This window comes from Streptomyces sp. CNH287, from assembly GCF_000424825.1.
Window position 1 is genome coordinate 534,552 of sequence record NZ_AUKQ01000005.1, and the last position, 17,413, is coordinate 551,964.

The window sequence follows — 17,413 nt, forward strand, 5'->3', positions numbered from 1 at the left end:
GTTACAGGGCTGTGCGGGCGAGTGGGAGGGCGCCGAGCGTGAAGGCGTCGGGCTGCTGGAAGTTCAAGCGCCGCAGGTCGACCTGCGCGGTGACAGCGGCGGTCTCGATCTGCGCGGAGGCGGCGTCGAGCACGGCGTCGGTCTTGGCGGAGACGGTGAGCAGCCCGGTCAGGGCCACATCGGCGTGTCCGGCGATCAGCTGGCGCTCGCGGGTCTTGACGTCGGCGTACTCCACGCTGTCGGCCTCGGAGTCGACCTGTCCGCGCCGCGACCTCTCGTTGGCGTCGGCCACGATGGCGGCCTTCTTGCGCTGCACGTCGCGCATCGCGGACTCGAGCCCTTGGGGCACGTAGATGAGGGAGAGGGTGCGGCGGACCCCGGCGGTGAACATGAGGCCGTGCAAGAAGCCCGCCGAAGTTTCGGTGCGGGGCCAGTCCTCGACCCAGTAGGTGGCGTGCCGGGCGGTGTCGGTGGCGAGCCGGTCGTACTCCTCGACCTGGACCACGGGCCCGGCCGCGGGCGGGTCGGCTTCGGCCCGTCCGGACTCCGACCACTGCTGCAGGGCGGAGAGGGCGCCTGGGTCGTAGGCGGTGCGGATGACGGCGGCGATCTCGCGCGCACTCAGCCAGCCGGTCACCATCAATCCCGCGCTGCGGGCGGCCTGGGCGACGGCGGAGGTGGTCTGCTCCATCACCGTGAAGGCTCCGGGGAGTCCGCCGCCGGCCTGGCTGATGAGGCGTTTGGCGGCTTTGAGGTCGAGGGAGATGGCCAGGTACGTCTCGTGCGGGGCGGCGGCCGGGCCGGCGGAGGCGACCAGTTCGCTGTAGACCTGTCCGGCGACCGGGGTCTGGGGGTGTCCGTGCTGGGTCCAGTGGCGGGCGAGGGTGTCGCCGGAGTCGGGGACGGTGCGCTCCAGGACCTGCACGGTGGCGGTGTGTCCGGTGCGGGCGATGCCTGCCAGGGCCCGCCCCCAGCCGGTCACGTGGTGGTTCTGAGCCGCGGGGTCGAGGAGTGCGAAGGCTCGGCTGGAGACGCGGGCGACGGCTGTGAGGGTCTGGTGGTGCGGGTCGTGGACCGCGGCGGCGCCGTTGGTGGAGTCGCCGGGGGTGACCACGCGCAGCGAGGCGGCGCTGCCGGGCAGGTGCAGGATGCCGTCTCGGCGGGGGCGGGAGAGCGGCCGGGCCAGCCACAGGGTCTGGCCGGTGCGCCGGCGGTGCGCGAAGCGCAGGACGATCGGCGCCCAGTCGACCAGTGAGCGGCCGTGGCGGCGGATGGCGACCAGGGCGGCGACCGCGGCCCACAGCGGTGCCAGAGCGAGGGCGCCGAGCAGTCCGGTGGAGACCACCGTGACCAGCAGGAGCGCCAACGCGACCGAGGTCAGTACGAGTTGGGGCAGGGAGAGGCCGAGCAGGATGCCGCGCCTGGATCGGTGGGGGAATTTGACGGTGAGCGGTGTGGCGGTGAGATCAGACAAGGGCCGTTCCGGAGGTGCGCAGGGGGCGGTGGCCGGGGCGGCACGCGGCGCGGTGTGCGCAGCGCGTGCCGCCCCGGAGTCGGGCAGGAACTACAGCCCGGCGGGCGGGGGCGTCCCGGTACTTCGGGAGGTGCCGTCCGGATTCGGTGCCGACGGGGCGCCCTGCGGCGCGGGTGTGGAGGTTCCGGCACCGGACTGCGACAGGAAGCCGTCGCTCCCGCTCGAGGGCGGTCCCGAATTGCCGCCCTGCCCGGGCGGACCGCCGAACTGGCCGCTGGTGTCGTCGCGGGGGCTGGCCGGCGGGGGCTGTACGGCCTTCTCCAGGCCGTTGTCGAGCCCGTCGCCGCTGGGGGAACCGTGCGGGCTCTGCGCGTCCTTGCCGCTGTCGCCGCCGGTGGGATCGGCGGCGATGTCGCCGGAGAATCCGCCGCCGGGTACAGCGTCGGGCCCCTGCGGTGCGGCGCCTGCTGCGGCTGCCGCGCCGCCGGTTCCTGCTGTGGCCGCGGCGCCGGCGGCCTTGCGGCCGGCGCGCTCGGTGTGCTGCCTGGCCATCTGGGCACCGGATTCGCCGGCACGGTGAATTGATTCTCCGTCCGTTCCTTCTGCCGCCCAGTGGACGAACTTGAACGTCGCGTAGGGGCAGAGCAGCACCATGGCCATGATGACGATGCCGGACATGACGTCCGCGAGGGCGGCGATGCCGTCCTCGGAATCGGATTTGCCCATCGCGGCGACACCGAGTACGAAGATCACGGTCATCAGCAGCTTGCTGACGACGAGGGTGGCGGTGGCCTCGATCCAGCCGCGGCGCCACCGGCGCGCGACCTCCCAGCCGCCTCCGGCTCCGGCGAACACGGCGAGGGTGACCATCACGAGGATGCCGACCTTGCGGACCATCATCACGCACCAGAACAGAGCCGCGCCCATCGCGGCGCCGACGCCGGCGAAGACGGCCACCATCCACCCCAGCCCGGGCAGAGCACCGATCTGGCCCACCTGAACGGTGCGGCGCACCGCTGACTCGATCGACAGTCGCGACGCCTGGAACAGCCCGGCGGACAGCGCGTCCACCACCTCCAGGGCGACGGTGGTCCCCGCGATGGCGCAGAAGGAGAACAGGACGCCGACCATGGTGCCGGTGAACGCCTGGGACAGGGCCTGGCCGTCGCGCCGGATCGCGGCCCTGACCAGCTGGGCGCAGAACGTGCCGACCAGGACGACCAGGCCGATCGGCAGCAGCATCTCGTAGTTGTCGCGGAACCAGGCGGCGTTCAGATCCACCGTGGTGGTGGCGTCGACGGCCTTCGCGGCGAGATCGGCCGCTGCGGCGGCGAGTTCGCCGGCGCTCTTGGCCATCCAGTCGCCGATCGATTCGCCCGGGTCGGAGACGAACTCCGCCGCGTCGCCGACGTCGCAGACCTTGCCGGCCAGGGGTATGTCGCAGAAGCCCAAGAGGGTTTCCTCACTTTCCGGTCAGGTTGCGGGTCACAGCGCGACGCGGGGGGCGAGGGCGGCCAGCGAGCAGTCGTGGCCGGGCCTGCACTGCACTGCCAGGGTCACTGCGCGCTCTTCGGCTCCGCCGCCGCCCCCCTTCCAGGCGAGCTGCTGCTTGCCGGTCACGGTGACGGCGTAGATGTACGCCTGTGTGATCGCGGACGGGTCCTCGGCGAGCGCCTGCTTGAACGCGGAGGGGTAGTGGCCCTCGGCGATTTCGGCGGCGGCGTGCTGGTCCTGGTCGGCCATCCGCGACCACAGCACCGGGTCGGGGATCTGCGCCGAAAGGGACTGCCAGTCGGCGTACTTGGTCTCCTCGGTCATCCACGTGCGCATGCCGGCGAGCTGCTGGTCGCGGCTGGTGTCGCGGGTGTCGTAGGTCCAGAGCATGGCCGCGGCGGCCTTGGCGTAGGCGACCGGATCGGCGATCTGCGGCGGGCCGGGCACGGAATCAGGGTCCGTGCCCGGCCTGGGCGCCTCCTTTGAGGGCGAGGTGCTGCTCGCGGCGGACGGCGTACCGGGGTCGGAGCGCCGGCCCGCGTCGTTGCTCCCGGTGAAGGTGGCGACGGCGGCAGCCAGGGCCAGAAGAACGGCGAGGGTGATCGCGACGAGGGCGATGCGGCGGCGGGCGGACCAGTCGGCGCCGTAGGACGACAGGGAGAGGGAAGGGAAACGGTTCTTCATCAGTGGACCTGCGACCCCAGGGCCGAGAAGAACGCGACGATCCCATTCGCGGCGCCGAGGCCGAGTGCGGCGCTGGCGGCGACGACGGCGCCCTTCTTGCCGTTGGCCTCAGCCTGGTGGCCGCCGGTGTGATGGCCCCAGGCCCACACGCCGAACGAGACGGCCAGGGCCCCCACGACGGCGATGATGCCGAAGAGGTTGATGCTGTTGACGACGTTCTTCAAGACGGCGAGGCCGGGCAGGCCGCCGCCCTTGGGTGCGATTCCGGGGTCGTAGGCGAGCTGGGTGACGCGGTCTGCGAGAGGTATGGGCATGGGTGTGGTGGGGGCTCCTGGCATGCGCAGGCCGGATACGGGCCGGCCGAAGGGGAAGGAGAAGCAGGGGAGGTGGCGCTCGACACGCGAGAGGGGGGCCCGGCGGGGCCGCGCGGAGGCGCCGGGGGTGGGCGTCGTGGCGTCAGATGACGCGGCGGGCGGCGAGGAGGGTCCAGTCCTTGATCGGTGTGATCCGGACGGGCCTGGATGTGCGCGGTGCCTCGATTCCGAGGCCCTGACCCATGTACATGCCGACGTGCTCGGGCCGGGCGGCGCTGCCGCGGCTGAAGATCAGGTCACCGGGCTTCAGGTTCTTCGACGAGACGGCTTTGCCCTCGGCCACCTGCGTGTAGGTGCTGCGGGTGAGCTTGATGCCGACCTGGGCGTACGCCTGCTGCATCAGTGAGCTGCAGTCGCAGCGGCCCATCGGGTCGGGGCCGTGGGCGTCGGTACAACTGCCGCCCCACTGGTACATCGTGCCGAGCTGGCGCATCGCCCACGCGATGGCCTCGCGGGCCTTCGGGTCGGCGTCCTTGGGGATCGTGTATCCCTGGGGCACGGATCCTTCGGGGATGCGCCCGTAGGAGGAGCCGTCCTCGGCCGGAGCACAGGTGGAGCCGCCCGCGCCGGACTTCCCGCCGTCCGCGGTGTCCTTGCCGCGCTCGTCCACACCGGTGCTCGGGAACGTCGCGGCGATGGCCTTCTGCAAGGCGGTGGCCAGGGGCTCCCACTGCGCGTACGCGTCGGGGAACCCGGACTTCTGGACGGCTTGGGCGGCCTGGGTGACGGTCATCGACTCCCAGCCGTGCACCTTGAACAGCGCCCGGTAGAAGCGCTCGCTTGCGTAGACCGGATCGCGGATCTGCTGCGCGGTGCCCCAGCCCTGGGACGGGCGCTGCTGGAAGAGCCCGAGGGAATCGCGGTCGCCGTAGGCCAGGTTGCGCAGGCGTGATTCCTGCATGGCGGTCGCCAGCGCGACGATCTGGCCGCGCCGTGGGACGTGGAGGCTGATGCCGGTGGCCACGATGGTCTGGGCGTGCGGAATCTGTTCGTCGGGCAGTGTGAGGCCCTCGATGCGGATGTCCTTGCCGGAGGCGCCGTCGAGGATGGTGGTGATCTTCTCGGTGATGGCGTCGGTATCGCCTCCCAGGCATCCGCGGAAGGAGCCCGTGGTCTGGGTGGAGGCTGTGCTGGAGACGGCGACCATCATGGCCGTACCGGCGAGCAGGAGTGGACAGAGGACGACGACGCCGATTCCGGCGGCGAGACCCTTCAATCCGGCCCGCCTCCCGGCAGGCGGCTACGGGTCGGCGGACGGGTTGCGGGCAGGGGCGGGTGTGGCGATGTCACAACGAGGTCCTCGGTGAAGACCCGGCGGCGCGAGGGCCGGGTGGCGGGTGGATCGGGCCCGGGGAGCATGCGCGAGTTGCCGCTCGCACCGGCACCGGGCCAGGTTTGCCAGGGCGTGGCGGTTCTTCCGCGAAAGAGGGGCGGGGATGCGCCATCGGCGGTGTAGGCCGGGCAGTTCCAAAACAGTAAGGGCGGATCCCCGGTTGCCGAAATCGCCTCTGCCCAAGGCTCCTTTTTTGGGGGCCTTGGGTGGCGATAGCCCTCAACCGGGAATCGTGCTCTACAGTTTTGACTCCTCCTCTCACCCTCGCCGCGCGGCACGCGGAGCCTTCTCGCCCGTATTCGGTCCTGCGGCGTCGTCCGGGCGAGCCGGAGCATCTCCCCCATCCGACCCGAACTGGGGTATCTCTTTGCCTTTTTCCCTGCACCAGGGCGACGCGCTCGGCGTCCTCGCCGACCTGCCAAACGATTGTGTCGACTCCGTCATCACCGACCCGCCGTACAACAGCGGCGGGCGGACGGCCAAGGAGCGCACCTCCCGCAGCGCCCGCCAGAAATACACCTCCGCCGACGCGAAGCACGAGCTGCCGGACTTCACCGGCGAGAACATGGACCAAAGGAGCTACGGCTTCTGGCTGAGCCAGATCATGACTGAGACGCACCGGCTCACCAAGACCGGCGGCACCGCACTGATCTTCACCGACTGGCGGCAGCTGCCGATCACCACGGACGCCATCCAGGCCGCCGGCTGGCTCTGGCGTGGCGTGCTGGCCTGGCACAAACCCCAGGCCAGGCCCCAGAAGGGCCGGTTCACCCAGAACTGCGAGTTCGTCATCTGGGGCAGCAAGGGCGCGATCGACGCCTCACGGAACCCGGTCTACCTGCCCGGCCTCTACAGCGCCTCGCAGCCCAGCGGCAAGGCGCGGCAGCACCTCACGCAGAAGCCCGTCTCCGTCATGCGTGAGCTGGTGCAAATCTCCCCGCCTGGCGGTACGGTGCTGGACTTCACCTGCGGATCCGGATCCACCGGCGTCGCGGCCCTGCTGGAGGGCCGCGACTTCATCGGTGTCGAGAAGACCAGGCACTATGCCGAGATCGCTGCCGGCCGGCTCACCGAAACGCTGCAACACACCCTTTCCCAGGACGACTTGACCCTCACCGCCTGAACCCGGTTCTGCTGCGCGGCACACACCTCGACACGTCGCCCGTAAACCCCGGCCGTGCCGCACTGAGTTGTAGCAGTAAGGCGCCGATTACCGAAACCGGGGATCCTCCGGATGATTGAAGCCGCAGTTCACGCCCAATGTTTGCGGCTCAAGGAGGCCCCTTTTCGTGCCTGAATCCATAAACCCCCCGGAGGAGGACGAGACGGAACCGGTCCGGCTGCCGGAGCCCGATCTGGAGAATATCGAGGCAAGCGTCCGCAAACTGCTGGACCAGTCCGCGGAGCAGGCTCGCCAGCTCGACAGCCTCGCCTCCGCGTCACCGTCTGCGGACGCGCCGTTCGACGCCTTCGGCATGCCGGGGTTCGCGGGTCTGCCGCCGCAACCTGCTCCGCCGGAGCCCCGCCCGATCCTGGAGCTGGAGGGCGAAGAGTACGAAGACGAACTCGACGCCTTGTCCGACTGGGTGGATGACTTCCTTGCCCGGGTCTACGGGGCGGAGGTCACCACAGCCGCGCCGTGGTGCGCGCAGTGGCAGGAGCACGCCGACGTCGTTGCCTGGCTGCACGCCCTGTGGCTGGCCTATCAGCAGCACAAGGACCCCGAGGCCGGCCTGTCCGGGCTGCTTGTGTGGCACCGCGACTTCCTCACCCACGCCATGGCCACCGTGCGGGCGCCGGGTGGCCCTCTCTCGGCGTGCATGACCGATCCGGACCGGCCCGCCCACCGTCTGCTGCCCGGACCGCCGCCCTCGACCCGGACCGCCGGCGCCAGCGAGGAGTCCGAGACGAACGGCGAGCCTGGTCAGGCTGCCGGATGACCGGCCGCGAGGGGCCGGCCTTCGGGCTCTCCTTCGACCCCCGCGCTCTGGGGGATCTCCTCCAGGCCCCCGGCGACATCCGCGATCTGGTACTCGCCCAGCTCCAGGACATCGTCAACGCCCGCCTGTTCGGCGCCAAACTCACCCGCGACCTCGTCGGATGCCGCAAGGTCTACGTCGATCACCGCAACGCGTGGCGCATCGTCTACGCCCAGCGGCCGGCTCCTGCGAACTCCACGCACACCACCGAGATCCACGTGGTGGCCGTACGCCCGCGCGAGGCACACGACGTGTACAACACCGCCCGCGACCGCCTCGGCATCGCCCGGCGCCCCACGGGTGAGCGCACCCACGCCGCCCGTACCCGCTCACCGCAGCTCAGTACGCGCCAGCCCATCCCCAAACCGGGACCACCGCCCTATGCGATGCCCGGCCTTCGCCGACCCGCATCCCCGACCCTGAAGGGCCCTGTTCGTTGACGCAGTTCCCCACCCTTATCGACCAGGTCGCCGCCGCCGTACTGGCGCCGACCCAGGTCACCGAGAATCCGTGCCACCGCGCCATCCTCGATGCGTTCGTCGAGGTCCAGGACCTCGACCGCCAGCTCCCCGCCCTCGCCGGCGGTGAACCTCCCGAGGGCGTCACCGCCACCGAGCAGTTCGACAAATTCACCGACCTGCTGATCGAACGCATGGCAGCCGGTGCCGAACTGGGCGTCCTGCTCTCCACCTCCTGCTGCTGCGCCGCGGCGTACGACGCCGCACCGGAGGCCGAGTACGAGCCGGAGGAGGCGCCAGACTTCGATCCCGACTTCGAGGATCTCGACGACCCCGAGGACCTCCACCAGGAGACGTGCGAGGAGTTCCTCTCGTGCCCGAGCCGTCCGCAGACCATCGTCCACGCCTGCCTCGACGTCTTCGACGCGCAGGGCTCCACGGAGTACGTCAGCACCGCGGAGCTGGCCGAGCGCCTGCGCGAGCTGCCCGGTAAGGCCGAGGGACGCTGGCACTACGCCGACCTCACCCCGATCCGGCTTGCCCTGCTCCTGCGCACCTACGGAGTCCGGCCCCGCAAGCCGCGCGCCGCCGACGGCAGCCGCTACAGGGCCTATCAGCGGGCCGACCTGCTGGAGGCCCGTCCGAACTGCTCCTGCTGAGGCACCCACTCACGCCCCGTACTCGACCAGGCTCGACGCATACGAGCGGCCACTGGCCCTGGTCTGCGTCGGGCCCGTCAGCCGGGAGCCAGGCTCGCCGACGCCCGCCACCGGCAGGACATCGGCACGGCCCTGGCCGGCGGGCCCCGTGGCGACCCTCTCGCGCACTCGCGTCTCCTTCGCCCGTTGCAGCGCCTGGAGACGGCCGCCCTCGTGGAGCGTGACACCTGCTACACGGTGCAGGCCGGACAGCCCCTCACCCTCACCGACCCCTGCCGAGACGCCCTGACCGCGCCCCGCCGCGAGGGTCACTTGGCACCGCGCCCGCACGCTGCCCCCGGCTCTTCCAACTGTTGGCCAGCCACGCCGCTGGACGGCGCCGGCGTCATCGAACGAAAGCACCGATGCCCAGCTACGAACCCGACTTCCGCCTCGACGGATACGAAGCCGTCACCAACCACGTCGCCGACCAGTTCTGGGGGCGCATCGGCATCGAGCGGGACATGATGACCGTACTCGCCGAGCACCACAGCGCCGACGGAGAGCACAGCTTCTTCCTCATGCACAACGGAGCCGTCACCTGGGGCATCCCCGGTCAGCCGCAGCTCGTCGCCCTGCACCTCAAACGCTCCCCGTCGACGCACACCTACCGCTTCGACCACAAGGAACTGCCGCTGCCGTCCATGGCCCAGTCCTGGCTGATCGCCCGCGGCTGCCCCGAGGAGAAGATCCTCCTGCCCGAGGACATGGGCACCGTCCCCGCGAACGAGGCCACCCGCGTCCTGGAGAAGCGGCTGCGCGGCGACGGCGACCACTTCGCCCTGCTCACCAGCTACACCCACGACAGCGACCCCATCCAGACGACCGTGATGCTGCGCGCCGTCCACGAGAAGGCGGCACTGCCCTTCCGCGTGCTGCTGGAGGAGGTCGACTGCGCCGCATGGACACACGCCCTGCGTGAAGGCGGCTTCCAGACCTTCGAGGCCGCCACCCAGTGGTGGGAAGCGCACTGGAGAGGCGACAAGCCGTCGCTGCCGACGGCCTCGCCGGCCCCCCGGGGCGCCGCCGCCCGCGGCCTGCCGACACGACCCGCACCGCCGCGCGGGCCGAGCCGCTGAACTCCCGACAGCGCTAACTTCTTTCTCTCGCCGCGCAATTGCGTCAGTCGCGTGCGAGGGGTCTCGCAACGTAGCACGCGCTCCCCGGTTACCGAAACCGGGGATTCTCCGGACTCTTACTCTCGGTCCGCACGGCATCCGCCTGGGGCTGTTTCCGTATTCCCTCTCCGTGCCAGGGAGGCAATTCCTGCATGTGCACTGCCCGATTCACCGCCTCCGCCGCCGTTCTCGGCGCACTCACACTCCCGGTCATCTCCGCTCCGAGCATGACGACCGCACGGGCCAACGCACCGGTCCCGGCTGCGGCGAGCGGCCGTCGCCCGACCCGGACCGTGGGCGATCGGTGCGAAGGCGGTGACGACCCGGTCCAAGGCGGCCGACGGCCGCCATTTTCCCATTCCTGCGACGGAATCCCCGAAATGGAAGGAGCCACGCTGTGTTCGACTCCAGCGAAGACGTGATGGGCGTCATCACCGAGCGAATCGAGGACCGATTTCAGATGCCGCTCGCCGACCTGCGCCGGGCGGTTGAGGCGGCCCCGCAGGCCAACCCCGAGGCCACGGCCGTCGTGCACTGGTACGGCTTGCTCACCGAAACCCAGCGTGCACTCGACATCGCGGAAGACGCGCTCGTCGAAGCTCTGGGCTCCCAGCCCGGCGTACTCGATTCTCCCGTCATGGAGTTGGCCCACCAGGTCAACAACGCTGTCGCCTCCCGCGACGGCCGTGCCGTGGTCGTGAGCTACCTCCTCGACCCCAACGCACTGGGCAAGCGAGGCACGGCCGTGTGGCAGGGCGCCTCCCTCGCCAACCGCCGCGCTCCAGCGCTGCCCACCTCCCCGCCCGTGCTGCCCACTGCGCCCGACGCCGCAGCGCGAGGGCCAGCACGGTGAGCGTCATCGACAAGTCGGCCAGCCGCGATGCGGCGCTGGAGGGAGCGTTCGGCGCCCGTGTTGCCGAGCTGTACCTGCAAGCAGCAGGCGCTGGGGCCAATGCCGCGCTCCAGCGCGCCCTGGAGCTGCGCAGCTTCCTCGCCCTCTCCGAGGAACAGGTGGCCCTCGTCCGAGACCGCGTCCATGAGGCCACCGCCGCCGACCGCGACATGGACGGGCTGTCCGCCGAGGCCCTGCGCTGGGACGCCCAGTGGCTGGAGGCGGCTGTGGCCGGCCGCAACGGCTACGCCGCCGCACTCGACGACCTGCTGCGGACCATGCCCGCACCCGAACAACGCAACCGGCAGCAGAGGCACGTCCAACCGAAGATCACCGCCATCGCTCCACCCGCCCCGGCAGCCCGCCGTGCCGGGGAGGTGCGGCCCCGACGCCCCTGAAGGCCAAGCCGATTGCCCCAGCCCTCCGCCACCACGCACTCCGTTTCCCAGATCGTCGCCGACCGCATCGAGGCGCTGTACCAACAGCCGCTCGCTGAACTCGAAGCCCTCGCCGATGCCACCCCCGACCACGGCATGCTCGCCGCCCTGACCGGCAGCTACCGCGACCTGACCCTGGCCGAACGCAACATCGACTTCCAACTGGAGCGGCTGCGCGAACTCGCCGCCCCTGAACGGGAGATCGGACACTTCGACGCCGGTCACATCCTCGACTGCGCCCGCCGCATCGCCGAGTCCGTCGCCACCCGCGACGCCCAGGCCAAGAGCGTGGGCGCGGTCCTGCAAGGACTGCGCCGCGTAGCGGCCCCGGACACGCAGCCGCCGGCTCCGCCCCTGCCCGCCGCCGCGGCGCCCGCCACCTCCCGCACCCGCTGATCCGCCCCCACCGCTTGAGGAGCCCCCTTCCTTGGCCACCACCGCTCTGCCCCACACCACCTCGAACGCCCTCTCCAGCATCACCAAGACCCTGGATCTGCTCGCCCCCCGCTGGAGCGTGTGGGTGCTGATGACCCTCTCCTCCCAACCGCTGCGCTACGCCCAGATCAAGACCCGGCTGCCATGGCTGGCTGACGGCCAGCTCCACCCCCGGCTGCGCCACCTCACCACTGCCGGCGTAGTCGAACGCACGGAGTACGCGCCGCGCCACGTCACCTACGGCCTCACCCGCCGCGGCGCCGAACTGATGCCCGTCCTCACCGTGATCGCCGCCTGGGGTGAGACCCACCTGGAGACCGGCGGGATGGAGCCCGAGCAGTATGTCCCGGCCCAGAACATCGACGACACGCTCGCCCTGATCGTCCCGCGGCACGCCACGCCGATCCTGTGGTCCCTGCAGGCCCGGGGCACGGCCAGCGCCACGACGCTGGCCAGCAAGGCCATGCCCGGCTACGCACTGACCGCCGTCTACAAGCCCCTGGAGCGCCTGGTCGCCGACGGCCTCATCACGGCCACCGCAACCGGCGACTGCCGACTGTCCGCCAGCGGCCAGGCCCTCGCCCCCGTATTCCAGGCGATCACCGCCTGGGCCACCCCACCCGGCGAGGCCGCGGCCCGCCCGGCCCGGGGGCAGGGCCTCGCCCCGTCCCAGAACCACTGCGGCCCCTGGGCGACCACCCAGACCCGGCTTCCGGCTCTGCCCGCCCCCGACGCACCGCCAGCCCGCCCGGCCCTGACCACCGCGTCCCCGCCCGGCCCTGTGTGGAAGCCCGGCGACCTCTTCTCCCACCAGATACCCGCCCGCCTACTCACCCCGGCAGGAGGACCGCGCTGATGACCCGCCCCCTGCCCGCCAGCCTCCTGCGCGAACGCCGAGCGATCCGGACGCTGTCCGGGCCGGGCCTGATACGCCTGGTCACCGAGATCGACGACAACGGCCCCATTGGCCGCGGCAGCCTGCAGGGCGCCTTCGGCGACCTCACCCCCGGACAGCTGCGCCACGCCCTCGACACCGCACGCGACCTGGACCTGATCCACGCCGCCGAATCGGCCGACAACCGCTACCGGCTCACCGGGAGCGGCGAGGACCTGGCCGAGGTGTACGACACCGCGGCACGCTGGGCCCGAAGCCACCAGTACCCCAGCAGCACCAGCGACTTCGTCACCCGCGTCCAGCACACCCTCCAGCTGCACAGCCGCGGCCCGCAGCAGAACAGCGCCACGGCCGAACGGCCGGCGCCGCACCACGTGCTGGCCGAGTGGCTGCAGGCCAATCCCCGCGCGCTGAACCATGCCAACACCCCCTCCTGCCTGGCGGCGCAGGAATCGGGGCGCGCTGCGTGAGATCCCGTGTCGGACCCCGGCATGCCCGCCGGCCGCCCCTCACCCTGCTGCGCGGCATCTACCTGCCGCGCGGCACGGACGCCGCCGCGTCCGCCATGACCACCTACGGCATCCCGCTGCTGGTGCTGGCCACCACCGACTCCGCGGCCCTGACCGGCCTCGCCTTCGCCCTGGAGTGGATCCCGCGCCTGGCCGCGTTCGCCTTCGCCGGGGCGCTGGTCGACCGCCACGGCACCACCGCCGTGCTCCGCTACGCCTCGACTGCCCGGGCCCTGGTCGTGCTGGCCGCCGCGTTCATCCTGCCGACCCAGGCGGCGGGCCCCGGCACGGCGGTCACCGTCATGCTGCTCGCCGCATCCACCGGGATCCTCACCGAGTGCTCCTACATCGCGGTCGAGACCGCGGGCGGGGCCGCCAGCCGCGAAGCCGGCGACCGCGCCCACCGGGTGCAGTCGGTGCTGCTCGGCATCGACCAGACCGCCACCTTGGCGGGGCCCGCGCTGGCCGGTGTCCTGCTGCAGTGGGCCGGCCCCGCCGCGATGCTGGGTGTGATCGCCGCCTTCTCGCTGTTCACCAGCGCACTGGCCCCGCGGCGCCGGCACCACCGGGACGAGCCCGCCACGCCGCAGCCGGTGTTGAAGGGGCTGCACACCGGCTGGTCGACCCTGCGGTCCCTGCCGGCTCTGGGCTGGCTGGTGACCGGGCTGACCGTCTCCAACCTCACCGTCGGCCTCCTGCAGGCCGCCACCCCCGTGATCATCATCAAGCAGCTCGGACATTCCACAGCCGACGTAGGGCTCATCTGGGCGGTTGCCGCCTTCGCCTCCCTCGGCGCGGTCGTAGTGTGCCGCCGGGCCATTGACCGCTTCGGCCTGTGGCCGGTCGGCGCCCTGTCCGCCACGATCGCGACCTGCGCGTGCGTGGCCGTCTCCTTCGCGGGCACCTACCACGCCTATCTCACCCTGATCGCCGTCCTCATGGCCGGCGAAGGCGGCATGACCGTGGTGCTGCGCACCCTGCGCTCCCACCTCATCCCCGCCGACGTCTTCGGCGCCACCCTGTCACTGACCATCCTGCTGCTCCTGCTGCCCTTCCCCCTCGCCGGTGCCCTCGTCGCCACCGTGCCGCCCGCCCAGCTCGGCCACGTCATCACCCTCTGCGCCGCGCTGCAGGCCGCGGGCCTGTTCACCGCCTTCGCCCGGCTGCGCACCACCCCCGGCCTGAACACCGCCTCCGCCTGACCCTCCCGGTCACCCTCCTGCTCACCCCCGTGGAGACCGCTGCCATGCCCACGAGCAACACCCCTGCCGCCCCGCGCGCCCTGACGGTATCCCGACCGTCGTTCCGCGCGGGCTCGCGCCCGACGCTGACCGACCGCTTCTTGGCCTTCGACGCCGAGCACCCCTACGTCTACCGCGCACTAGGGTCTGTTGCGGAAGTGCTGGTCACAGCCGCTCGTTGAGGACTGCGACTGGCGCACGGCCAGTTGCTCGCATCTCATGGCGGCAGCGCCACCGCGCAGGAGCTTCTGACGGTTGCGGACTCGGTCCGCCGGAACCGGGATCGTGGCCTTGGTCCCGCCAGAACTGCGAACGACTCGCGGCTGGACGGAAAGCCATCGCGAAAATGCAGGAGACCCCCGGCGATATCGCCGCATGTTCACCCACTGGCGCTGCGCCGTCGCAGCCATGATGATCTGAACCAGCCTTGACCTCAACCGCACTTGAGGTCCTAGCTTAGCAATCATGACGACGGTAAACACCCTGCAGAACGGCACCACCACGCTCGGCCAGCGGCCCATCGCCCTGGTCGCCTGGGGCGCCACCGAGGCGATCCTGCGGCACTCGCAGGCCGCCCTGGCACGCATCGACATGACCCAGCCCCAGTGGTGGGCGCTCAACAACATCGTCCGGGCTGAGCACGGCCTCACCAGGGAGGAGATCCGCGCCTTGGTCGTGCCCTACGGTGTGGGCACCCAGGCGATGGTCCACGCCGCCGACGCCCTCGTACACCGGGGCTGGCTCGGCATCGGCGCGGACGGCCGGCTGGCCCTTACGGAGCAGGGCCGCGAGGGCCTGGCGACGGCGAAGGAACACATGGACCGGGTGCGCGCGGAGCTCCTCGGCGACATCACGGAGGCGGAGTACGCGACTGCGGTCTCCGTGCTCCAGCGCGTTACCGACAACCTCGCCCAGGGGCTGTTGTGAAGGTGCTGGTCACAGCCATTCGTTGATGGCCGCGACCAGCACGGTCGCCTCGTAGCGAACGGCAAGCTTGTCGTACCTTGTTGCCACCGCGCGGTGGCGCTTGAACCGATTGATCCCGCATTCAACCGCATGGCGCTCTTTGTAGTCGGCCTTGTCGAACTTGGGCGGGCGGCCACCGCGGAAGCCGAGTTTCTTGCGGTTGCGGATCTGGTCGGCCTTCTCCGGGATGGTGCAGCGGATGCCGCGCCTGCGCAGGTAGGCGCGGTTCGCGCGGGAGCCGTACGCCTTGTCGGCGCGGACCTTGTCCGGCTTGTTGCGCGGGCGACCCGGGCCGATACGGGGCACGCGGATGCCATCCAGGACCGGCTGGAACTGCGGGCTGTCGTGCCGCTGACCGGCGGTGACGAGCAGGGACAGTGGCTTCTGCCCCTGCTCGACCGCCAGGTGAAGCTTCGTTGTCAGCCCACCGCGCGAGCGCCCGAGGCCGTGGTCGCCAGGTTCGCTGCCGACGCCACCGGGAGGCTCCTTCTGCAGATCCCCCTTTCACGCGCCCCGGCGGCGTGCTGGTGGGCCCGGGCGATCGTGGAGTCCACGCTCACGTCCCATGTGATCAGACCTTTGGCATCGGCCTCTGCTTGAAGCTGCTCGAAGATCCGTTGCCAGGTGCCATCGCGCTGCCAGCGCCGGAACAGGTCGTAGGCCCGGTCCCACGGGCCGTATCGCTCCGGGAGATCGCGCCACGGCGCGCCGGTCCTGGTCCGCCAACGTATGCCGTCGATCAGCTGCCGCCGCGTCCACACTGGCGGTCGGCCCGGCTTCTTACCCATCGGCAACAGCGGCTCGAGCCGGTCCCACTGGCCGTTCGTCAGATCACCTCTCCCCACAGGCGGTGATCATCCACGACCTTGATCCACTTTCGCAACAGACCCTAGAGCGCCTCACAGCCGAGCGACTCGCCGCCGGTGCCACGCGGGTCGGGCTGAAGGCTCTGTTCGAGGACCTGCGCTGGCAACTGCCCGCAGGTGTGAGCGGGCTGAACAACTCCTTCACGTCCTTGTACGCCCGCAAGTTGATCGAGGACCACCCCCACTGGGCGCCCGCCTTCGAACTGCGCCGCCGCCGCACCCCCTGACCCCCTCGTGTGCCTCAACTCTGCCTCTCTCCCGCGCCCTTTGGAGCCTTGTTGTCCTCTCGCCCCGTCGTCCTGGTCGTTGCCGCCGCTGACACGGAGGCCCAGGTGTATCGCGGCTATTGCCTTGAGAACCTCTGCGCCCACTACGACGTCGCCTTGATCGCCGACGCCGAGCCGACCTGGGAGAAGGAGTACCTTCTGGACCACGAGGTCGCCGATCCCTTCGATGAGGCGGCGCTGACCGCGGCCGGGGGCGTGCTCGCCGAGCGGTACGAGCTGGCCGGCATGATGACGTGGACCGAGTGGTACCTCGTGCCCGTCGCCCGCTTGGCCCGCCGACTCGGTCTGCCCACCCCAGCTCCGGAGGCTCTCCAGGGCTGCCGCGACAAGCACACCTCGCGCACGCTCTTCGCCCGCCACGGGCTGCCCTCCGCCGCGTCCGTCGGCGTGCGCACCGAGCACGAGGCGGCAGAGGCCGCCCGGCGCATCGGCTATCCCGTCGTGCTCAAGCCCGCCGCGCTCGCCGCGAGCATGGGCGTCATCCGCGTCGATGCCGCCGGTGAACTGCCCGCCGCATACGCCTTCGCCGCGCGGGCTGCCGGCCACGGTGTGGAGAGCACCCGGGTGCTGGTCGAGGAGTACCTCGACGGCTCGGAGGTGAGCGTCGAGTGCGTCACCCATCAGGGGCAGACCACCGTGGTCGCCGTCACCCGCAAGACCGTCGGCTGCGCGCCCTACTTCGAGGAGCTGGCGCACGTGGTCGACGCGAACGATCCGCTCCTTGCCACCGTGGCCCCGGTCGCCGCCGCCGCCCTCGACGCTCTCGGTGTCACCGACGGCGTCAGCCACGTCGAAATGCGGCTGGTCGAAGGGCGACCCCGTCTGATCGAGGTCAACGCGCGGATCGCCGGCGACATGATCGGCCACCTCGTCCACCTGGCCACCGGCATCGACCTGCCCCGCGCCGCCGCCGACATCGCCTGCGGCCACGCCCCCGACCTGACACCAACCCACCGTCAGGCAGCGGCGATCCGACTGATCTACCCCGCCTACTCCGGCACCCTCACCGAGCGCCGCATCGACACCGAATTCGCCGACGGTGCCAGCTGGCTCGAACGTGTCCGCTTCCAGCGCGACGTCGGCGACCGCCTCCTCCTGCCGCAGGACGGCGGCGACATGTTCAGTGCACGCATCGGCTACCTCATCACCACCGGCTCCACCGCGGCAGGGGCCCAGACCCGCTCCACCGAGGCATACCGGCACCTGACCGTCCAGGTCACTCCCGCATAGACCCTCTGCTGCGCCCGCGCACCCCGAACATTCGGATGTCCCC

At 71.1% G+C, this 17,413-nt stretch carries 21 protein-coding genes; 14 read left to right on the top strand and 7 right to left on the bottom strand.

All coding sequences use genetic code 11. The features are described from left to right. Window position 1 precedes the first annotated feature (1 nt). From H299_RS0108775 to H299_RS0108795, 5 genes are all read right to left on the bottom strand, one after another. Complete coding sequence (locus H299_RS0108775) at window positions 2-1,474, bottom strand: SCO6880 family protein (RefSeq protein ID WP_027748108.1); 1,473 nt, start codon at window positions 1,472-1,474, stop codon at window positions 2-4. Between the two features lie 90 nt (window positions 1,475-1,564). After that, entirely contained in the window at window positions 1,565-2,926 is a 1,362-nt protein-coding gene (locus H299_RS0108780) for an SCO6881 family protein (RefSeq protein ID WP_027748109.1), read from the bottom strand. A gap of 33 nt (window positions 2,927-2,959) precedes the next feature. Further along, window positions 2,960-3,652 (bottom strand): hypothetical protein, encoded by a 693-nt coding sequence (locus H299_RS0108785; protein ID WP_027748110.1) that lies wholly within the window; start codon window positions 3,650-3,652, stop codon window positions 2,960-2,962. Further along, entirely contained in the window at window positions 3,652-3,966 is a 315-nt protein-coding gene (locus H299_RS0108790; protein ID WP_027748111.1) for a hypothetical protein, read from the bottom strand. Before H299_RS0108790 ends, H299_RS0108785 begins: the two co-directional genes overlap by 1 nt. Before the next feature lie 142 nt (window positions 3,967-4,108). After that, on the bottom strand, window positions 4,109-5,242 hold the full coding sequence (locus H299_RS0108795) for a C40 family peptidase (protein ID WP_027748112.1): 1,134 nt from the start codon (window positions 5,240-5,242) through the stop codon (window positions 4,109-4,111). A 484-nt stretch (window positions 5,243-5,726) separates the two neighbouring features. Between H299_RS0108795 and H299_RS0108800 the strand changes: the two genes are divergently transcribed. The 4 genes from H299_RS0108800 to H299_RS0108815 all read left to right on the top strand — a co-directional run bounded on the left by H299_RS0108800 (window position 5,727) and on the right by H299_RS0108815 (window position 8,455). Further along, window positions 5,727-6,482: a DNA-methyltransferase gene (locus tag H299_RS0108800; RefSeq protein ID WP_027748113.1), complete on the top strand. Its 756-nt coding sequence runs from the start codon at window positions 5,727-5,729 to the stop codon at window positions 6,480-6,482. A 166-nt stretch (window positions 6,483-6,648) separates the two neighbouring features. Beyond that, window positions 6,649-7,299 carry a DUF4913 domain-containing protein gene (locus H299_RS0108805; protein ID WP_027748114.1) on the top strand — a complete coding sequence of 217 codons (651 nt, stop codon included), beginning with the start codon at window positions 6,649-6,651 and terminating at the stop codon, window positions 7,297-7,299. After that, window positions 7,296-7,778, top strand: a complete 483-nt coding sequence (locus tag H299_RS0108810) for a hypothetical protein (protein ID WP_027748115.1) — start codon at window positions 7,296-7,298, stop codon at window positions 7,776-7,778. Before H299_RS0108805 ends, H299_RS0108810 begins: the two co-directional genes overlap by 4 nt. Then, window positions 7,775-8,455, top strand: a complete 681-nt coding sequence (locus tag H299_RS0108815) for a DUF3631 domain-containing protein (RefSeq protein ID WP_027748116.1) — start codon at window positions 7,775-7,777, stop codon at window positions 8,453-8,455. The genes H299_RS0108810 and H299_RS0108815 overlap by 4 nt, the downstream gene beginning before the upstream one ends. A gap of 9 nt (window positions 8,456-8,464) precedes the next feature. On the opposite strand, the gene H299_RS39545 is transcribed toward H299_RS0108815, so the two are convergent. Further along, the gene (locus tag H299_RS39545) at window positions 8,465-8,623 is read right to left on the bottom strand and encodes a hypothetical protein (RefSeq protein ID WP_158692297.1); all 159 of its coding nucleotides are present in this window, start codon (window positions 8,621-8,623) and stop codon (window positions 8,465-8,467) included. Window positions 8,624-8,859: 236 nt separating this feature from the next. On the opposite strand from H299_RS39545, the gene H299_RS33005 reads away from it, so the two are divergent. The 8 genes from H299_RS33005 (at window position 8,860) to H299_RS0108860 (ending at window position 14,948) form a co-directional block, all read left to right on the top strand. Further along, entirely contained in the window at window positions 8,860-9,573 is a 714-nt protein-coding gene (locus tag H299_RS33005) for a hypothetical protein (protein ID WP_037758171.1), read from the top strand. Between the two features lie 436 nt (window positions 9,574-10,009). Further along, window positions 10,010-10,465, top strand: a complete 456-nt coding sequence (locus H299_RS0108830) for a hypothetical protein (protein ID WP_027748118.1) — start codon at window positions 10,010-10,012, stop codon at window positions 10,463-10,465. After that, window positions 10,462-10,902, top strand: coding sequence for a hypothetical protein (locus H299_RS0108835; protein WP_027748119.1), 441 nt, complete (start codon window positions 10,462-10,464; stop codon window positions 10,900-10,902). The genes H299_RS0108830 and H299_RS0108835 overlap by 4 nt, the downstream gene beginning before the upstream one ends. 12 nt (window positions 10,903-10,914) lie before the next feature. Beyond that, window positions 10,915-11,337 (top strand): hypothetical protein, encoded by a 423-nt coding sequence (locus H299_RS0108840; protein ID WP_027748120.1) that lies wholly within the window; start codon window positions 10,915-10,917, stop codon window positions 11,335-11,337. 31 nt (window positions 11,338-11,368) lie between these two features. After that, complete coding sequence (locus H299_RS0108845; RefSeq protein WP_027748121.1) at window positions 11,369-12,232, top strand: winged helix-turn-helix transcriptional regulator; 864 nt, start codon at window positions 11,369-11,371, stop codon at window positions 12,230-12,232. Next, a complete protein-coding gene (locus H299_RS0108850; protein ID WP_027748122.1) occupies window positions 12,232-12,741 on the top strand; it encodes a hypothetical protein in 510 nt (169 codons plus the stop codon). Before H299_RS0108845 ends, H299_RS0108850 begins: the two co-directional genes overlap by 1 nt. Then, window positions 12,738-13,982 (top strand): MFS transporter, encoded by a 1,245-nt coding sequence (locus H299_RS0108855; RefSeq protein ID WP_027748123.1) that lies wholly within the window; start codon window positions 12,738-12,740, stop codon window positions 13,980-13,982. The genes H299_RS0108850 and H299_RS0108855 overlap by 4 nt, the downstream gene beginning before the upstream one ends. Before the next feature lie 504 nt (window positions 13,983-14,486). Then, window positions 14,487-14,948, top strand: coding sequence for a hypothetical protein (locus H299_RS0108860; RefSeq protein WP_027748124.1), 462 nt, complete (start codon window positions 14,487-14,489; stop codon window positions 14,946-14,948). 9 nt (window positions 14,949-14,957) lie between these two features. Here H299_RS0108860 and H299_RS38160 read toward each other — a convergent pair. Beyond that, a protein-coding gene (locus H299_RS38160) for an IS5 family transposase (RefSeq protein WP_106965752.1) occupies window positions 14,958-15,832 on the bottom strand; the annotation gives its coding sequence in 2 pieces (ribosomal slippage) (window positions 14,958-15,491 and window positions 15,494-15,832; 873 coding nt in all). A gap of 5 nt (window positions 15,833-15,837) precedes the next feature. On the opposite strand from H299_RS38160, the gene H299_RS33010 reads away from it, so the two are divergent. Further along, window positions 15,838-16,080, top strand: a complete 243-nt coding sequence (locus H299_RS33010) for a hypothetical protein (RefSeq protein ID WP_051262242.1) — start codon at window positions 15,838-15,840, stop codon at window positions 16,078-16,080. A gap of 51 nt (window positions 16,081-16,131) precedes the next feature. Continuing rightward, on the top strand, window positions 16,132-17,370 hold the full coding sequence (locus tag H299_RS0108880) for an ATP-grasp domain-containing protein (RefSeq protein WP_027748127.1): 1,239 nt from the start codon (window positions 16,132-16,134) through the stop codon (window positions 17,368-17,370). Window positions 17,371-17,413 lie beyond the last annotated feature (43 nt).

Coding starts and splice junctions, on each gene's coding strand:
- H299_RS0108850 (WP_027748122.1), top strand. CDS start 12,232: ATGACCCGCCCCCTGCCCGCCAGCCTCCTGCGCGAACGCCGAGCGATC.
- H299_RS33005 (WP_037758171.1), top strand. CDS start 8,860: ATGCCCAGCTACGAACCCGACTTCCGCCTCGACGGATACGAAGCCGTC.
- H299_RS0108860 (WP_027748124.1), top strand. CDS start 14,487: ATGACGACGGTAAACACCCTGCAGAACGGCACCACCACGCTCGGCCAG.
- H299_RS0108810 (WP_027748115.1), top strand. CDS start 7,296: ATGACCGGCCGCGAGGGGCCGGCCTTCGGGCTCTCCTTCGACCCCCGC.
- H299_RS0108785 (WP_027748110.1), bottom strand. CDS start 3,652: ATGAAGAACCGTTTCCCTTCCCTCTCCCTGTCGTCCTACGGCGCCGAC.
- H299_RS0108790 (WP_027748111.1), bottom strand. CDS start 3,966: ATGCCCATACCTCTCGCAGACCGCGTCACCCAGCTCGCCTACGACCCC.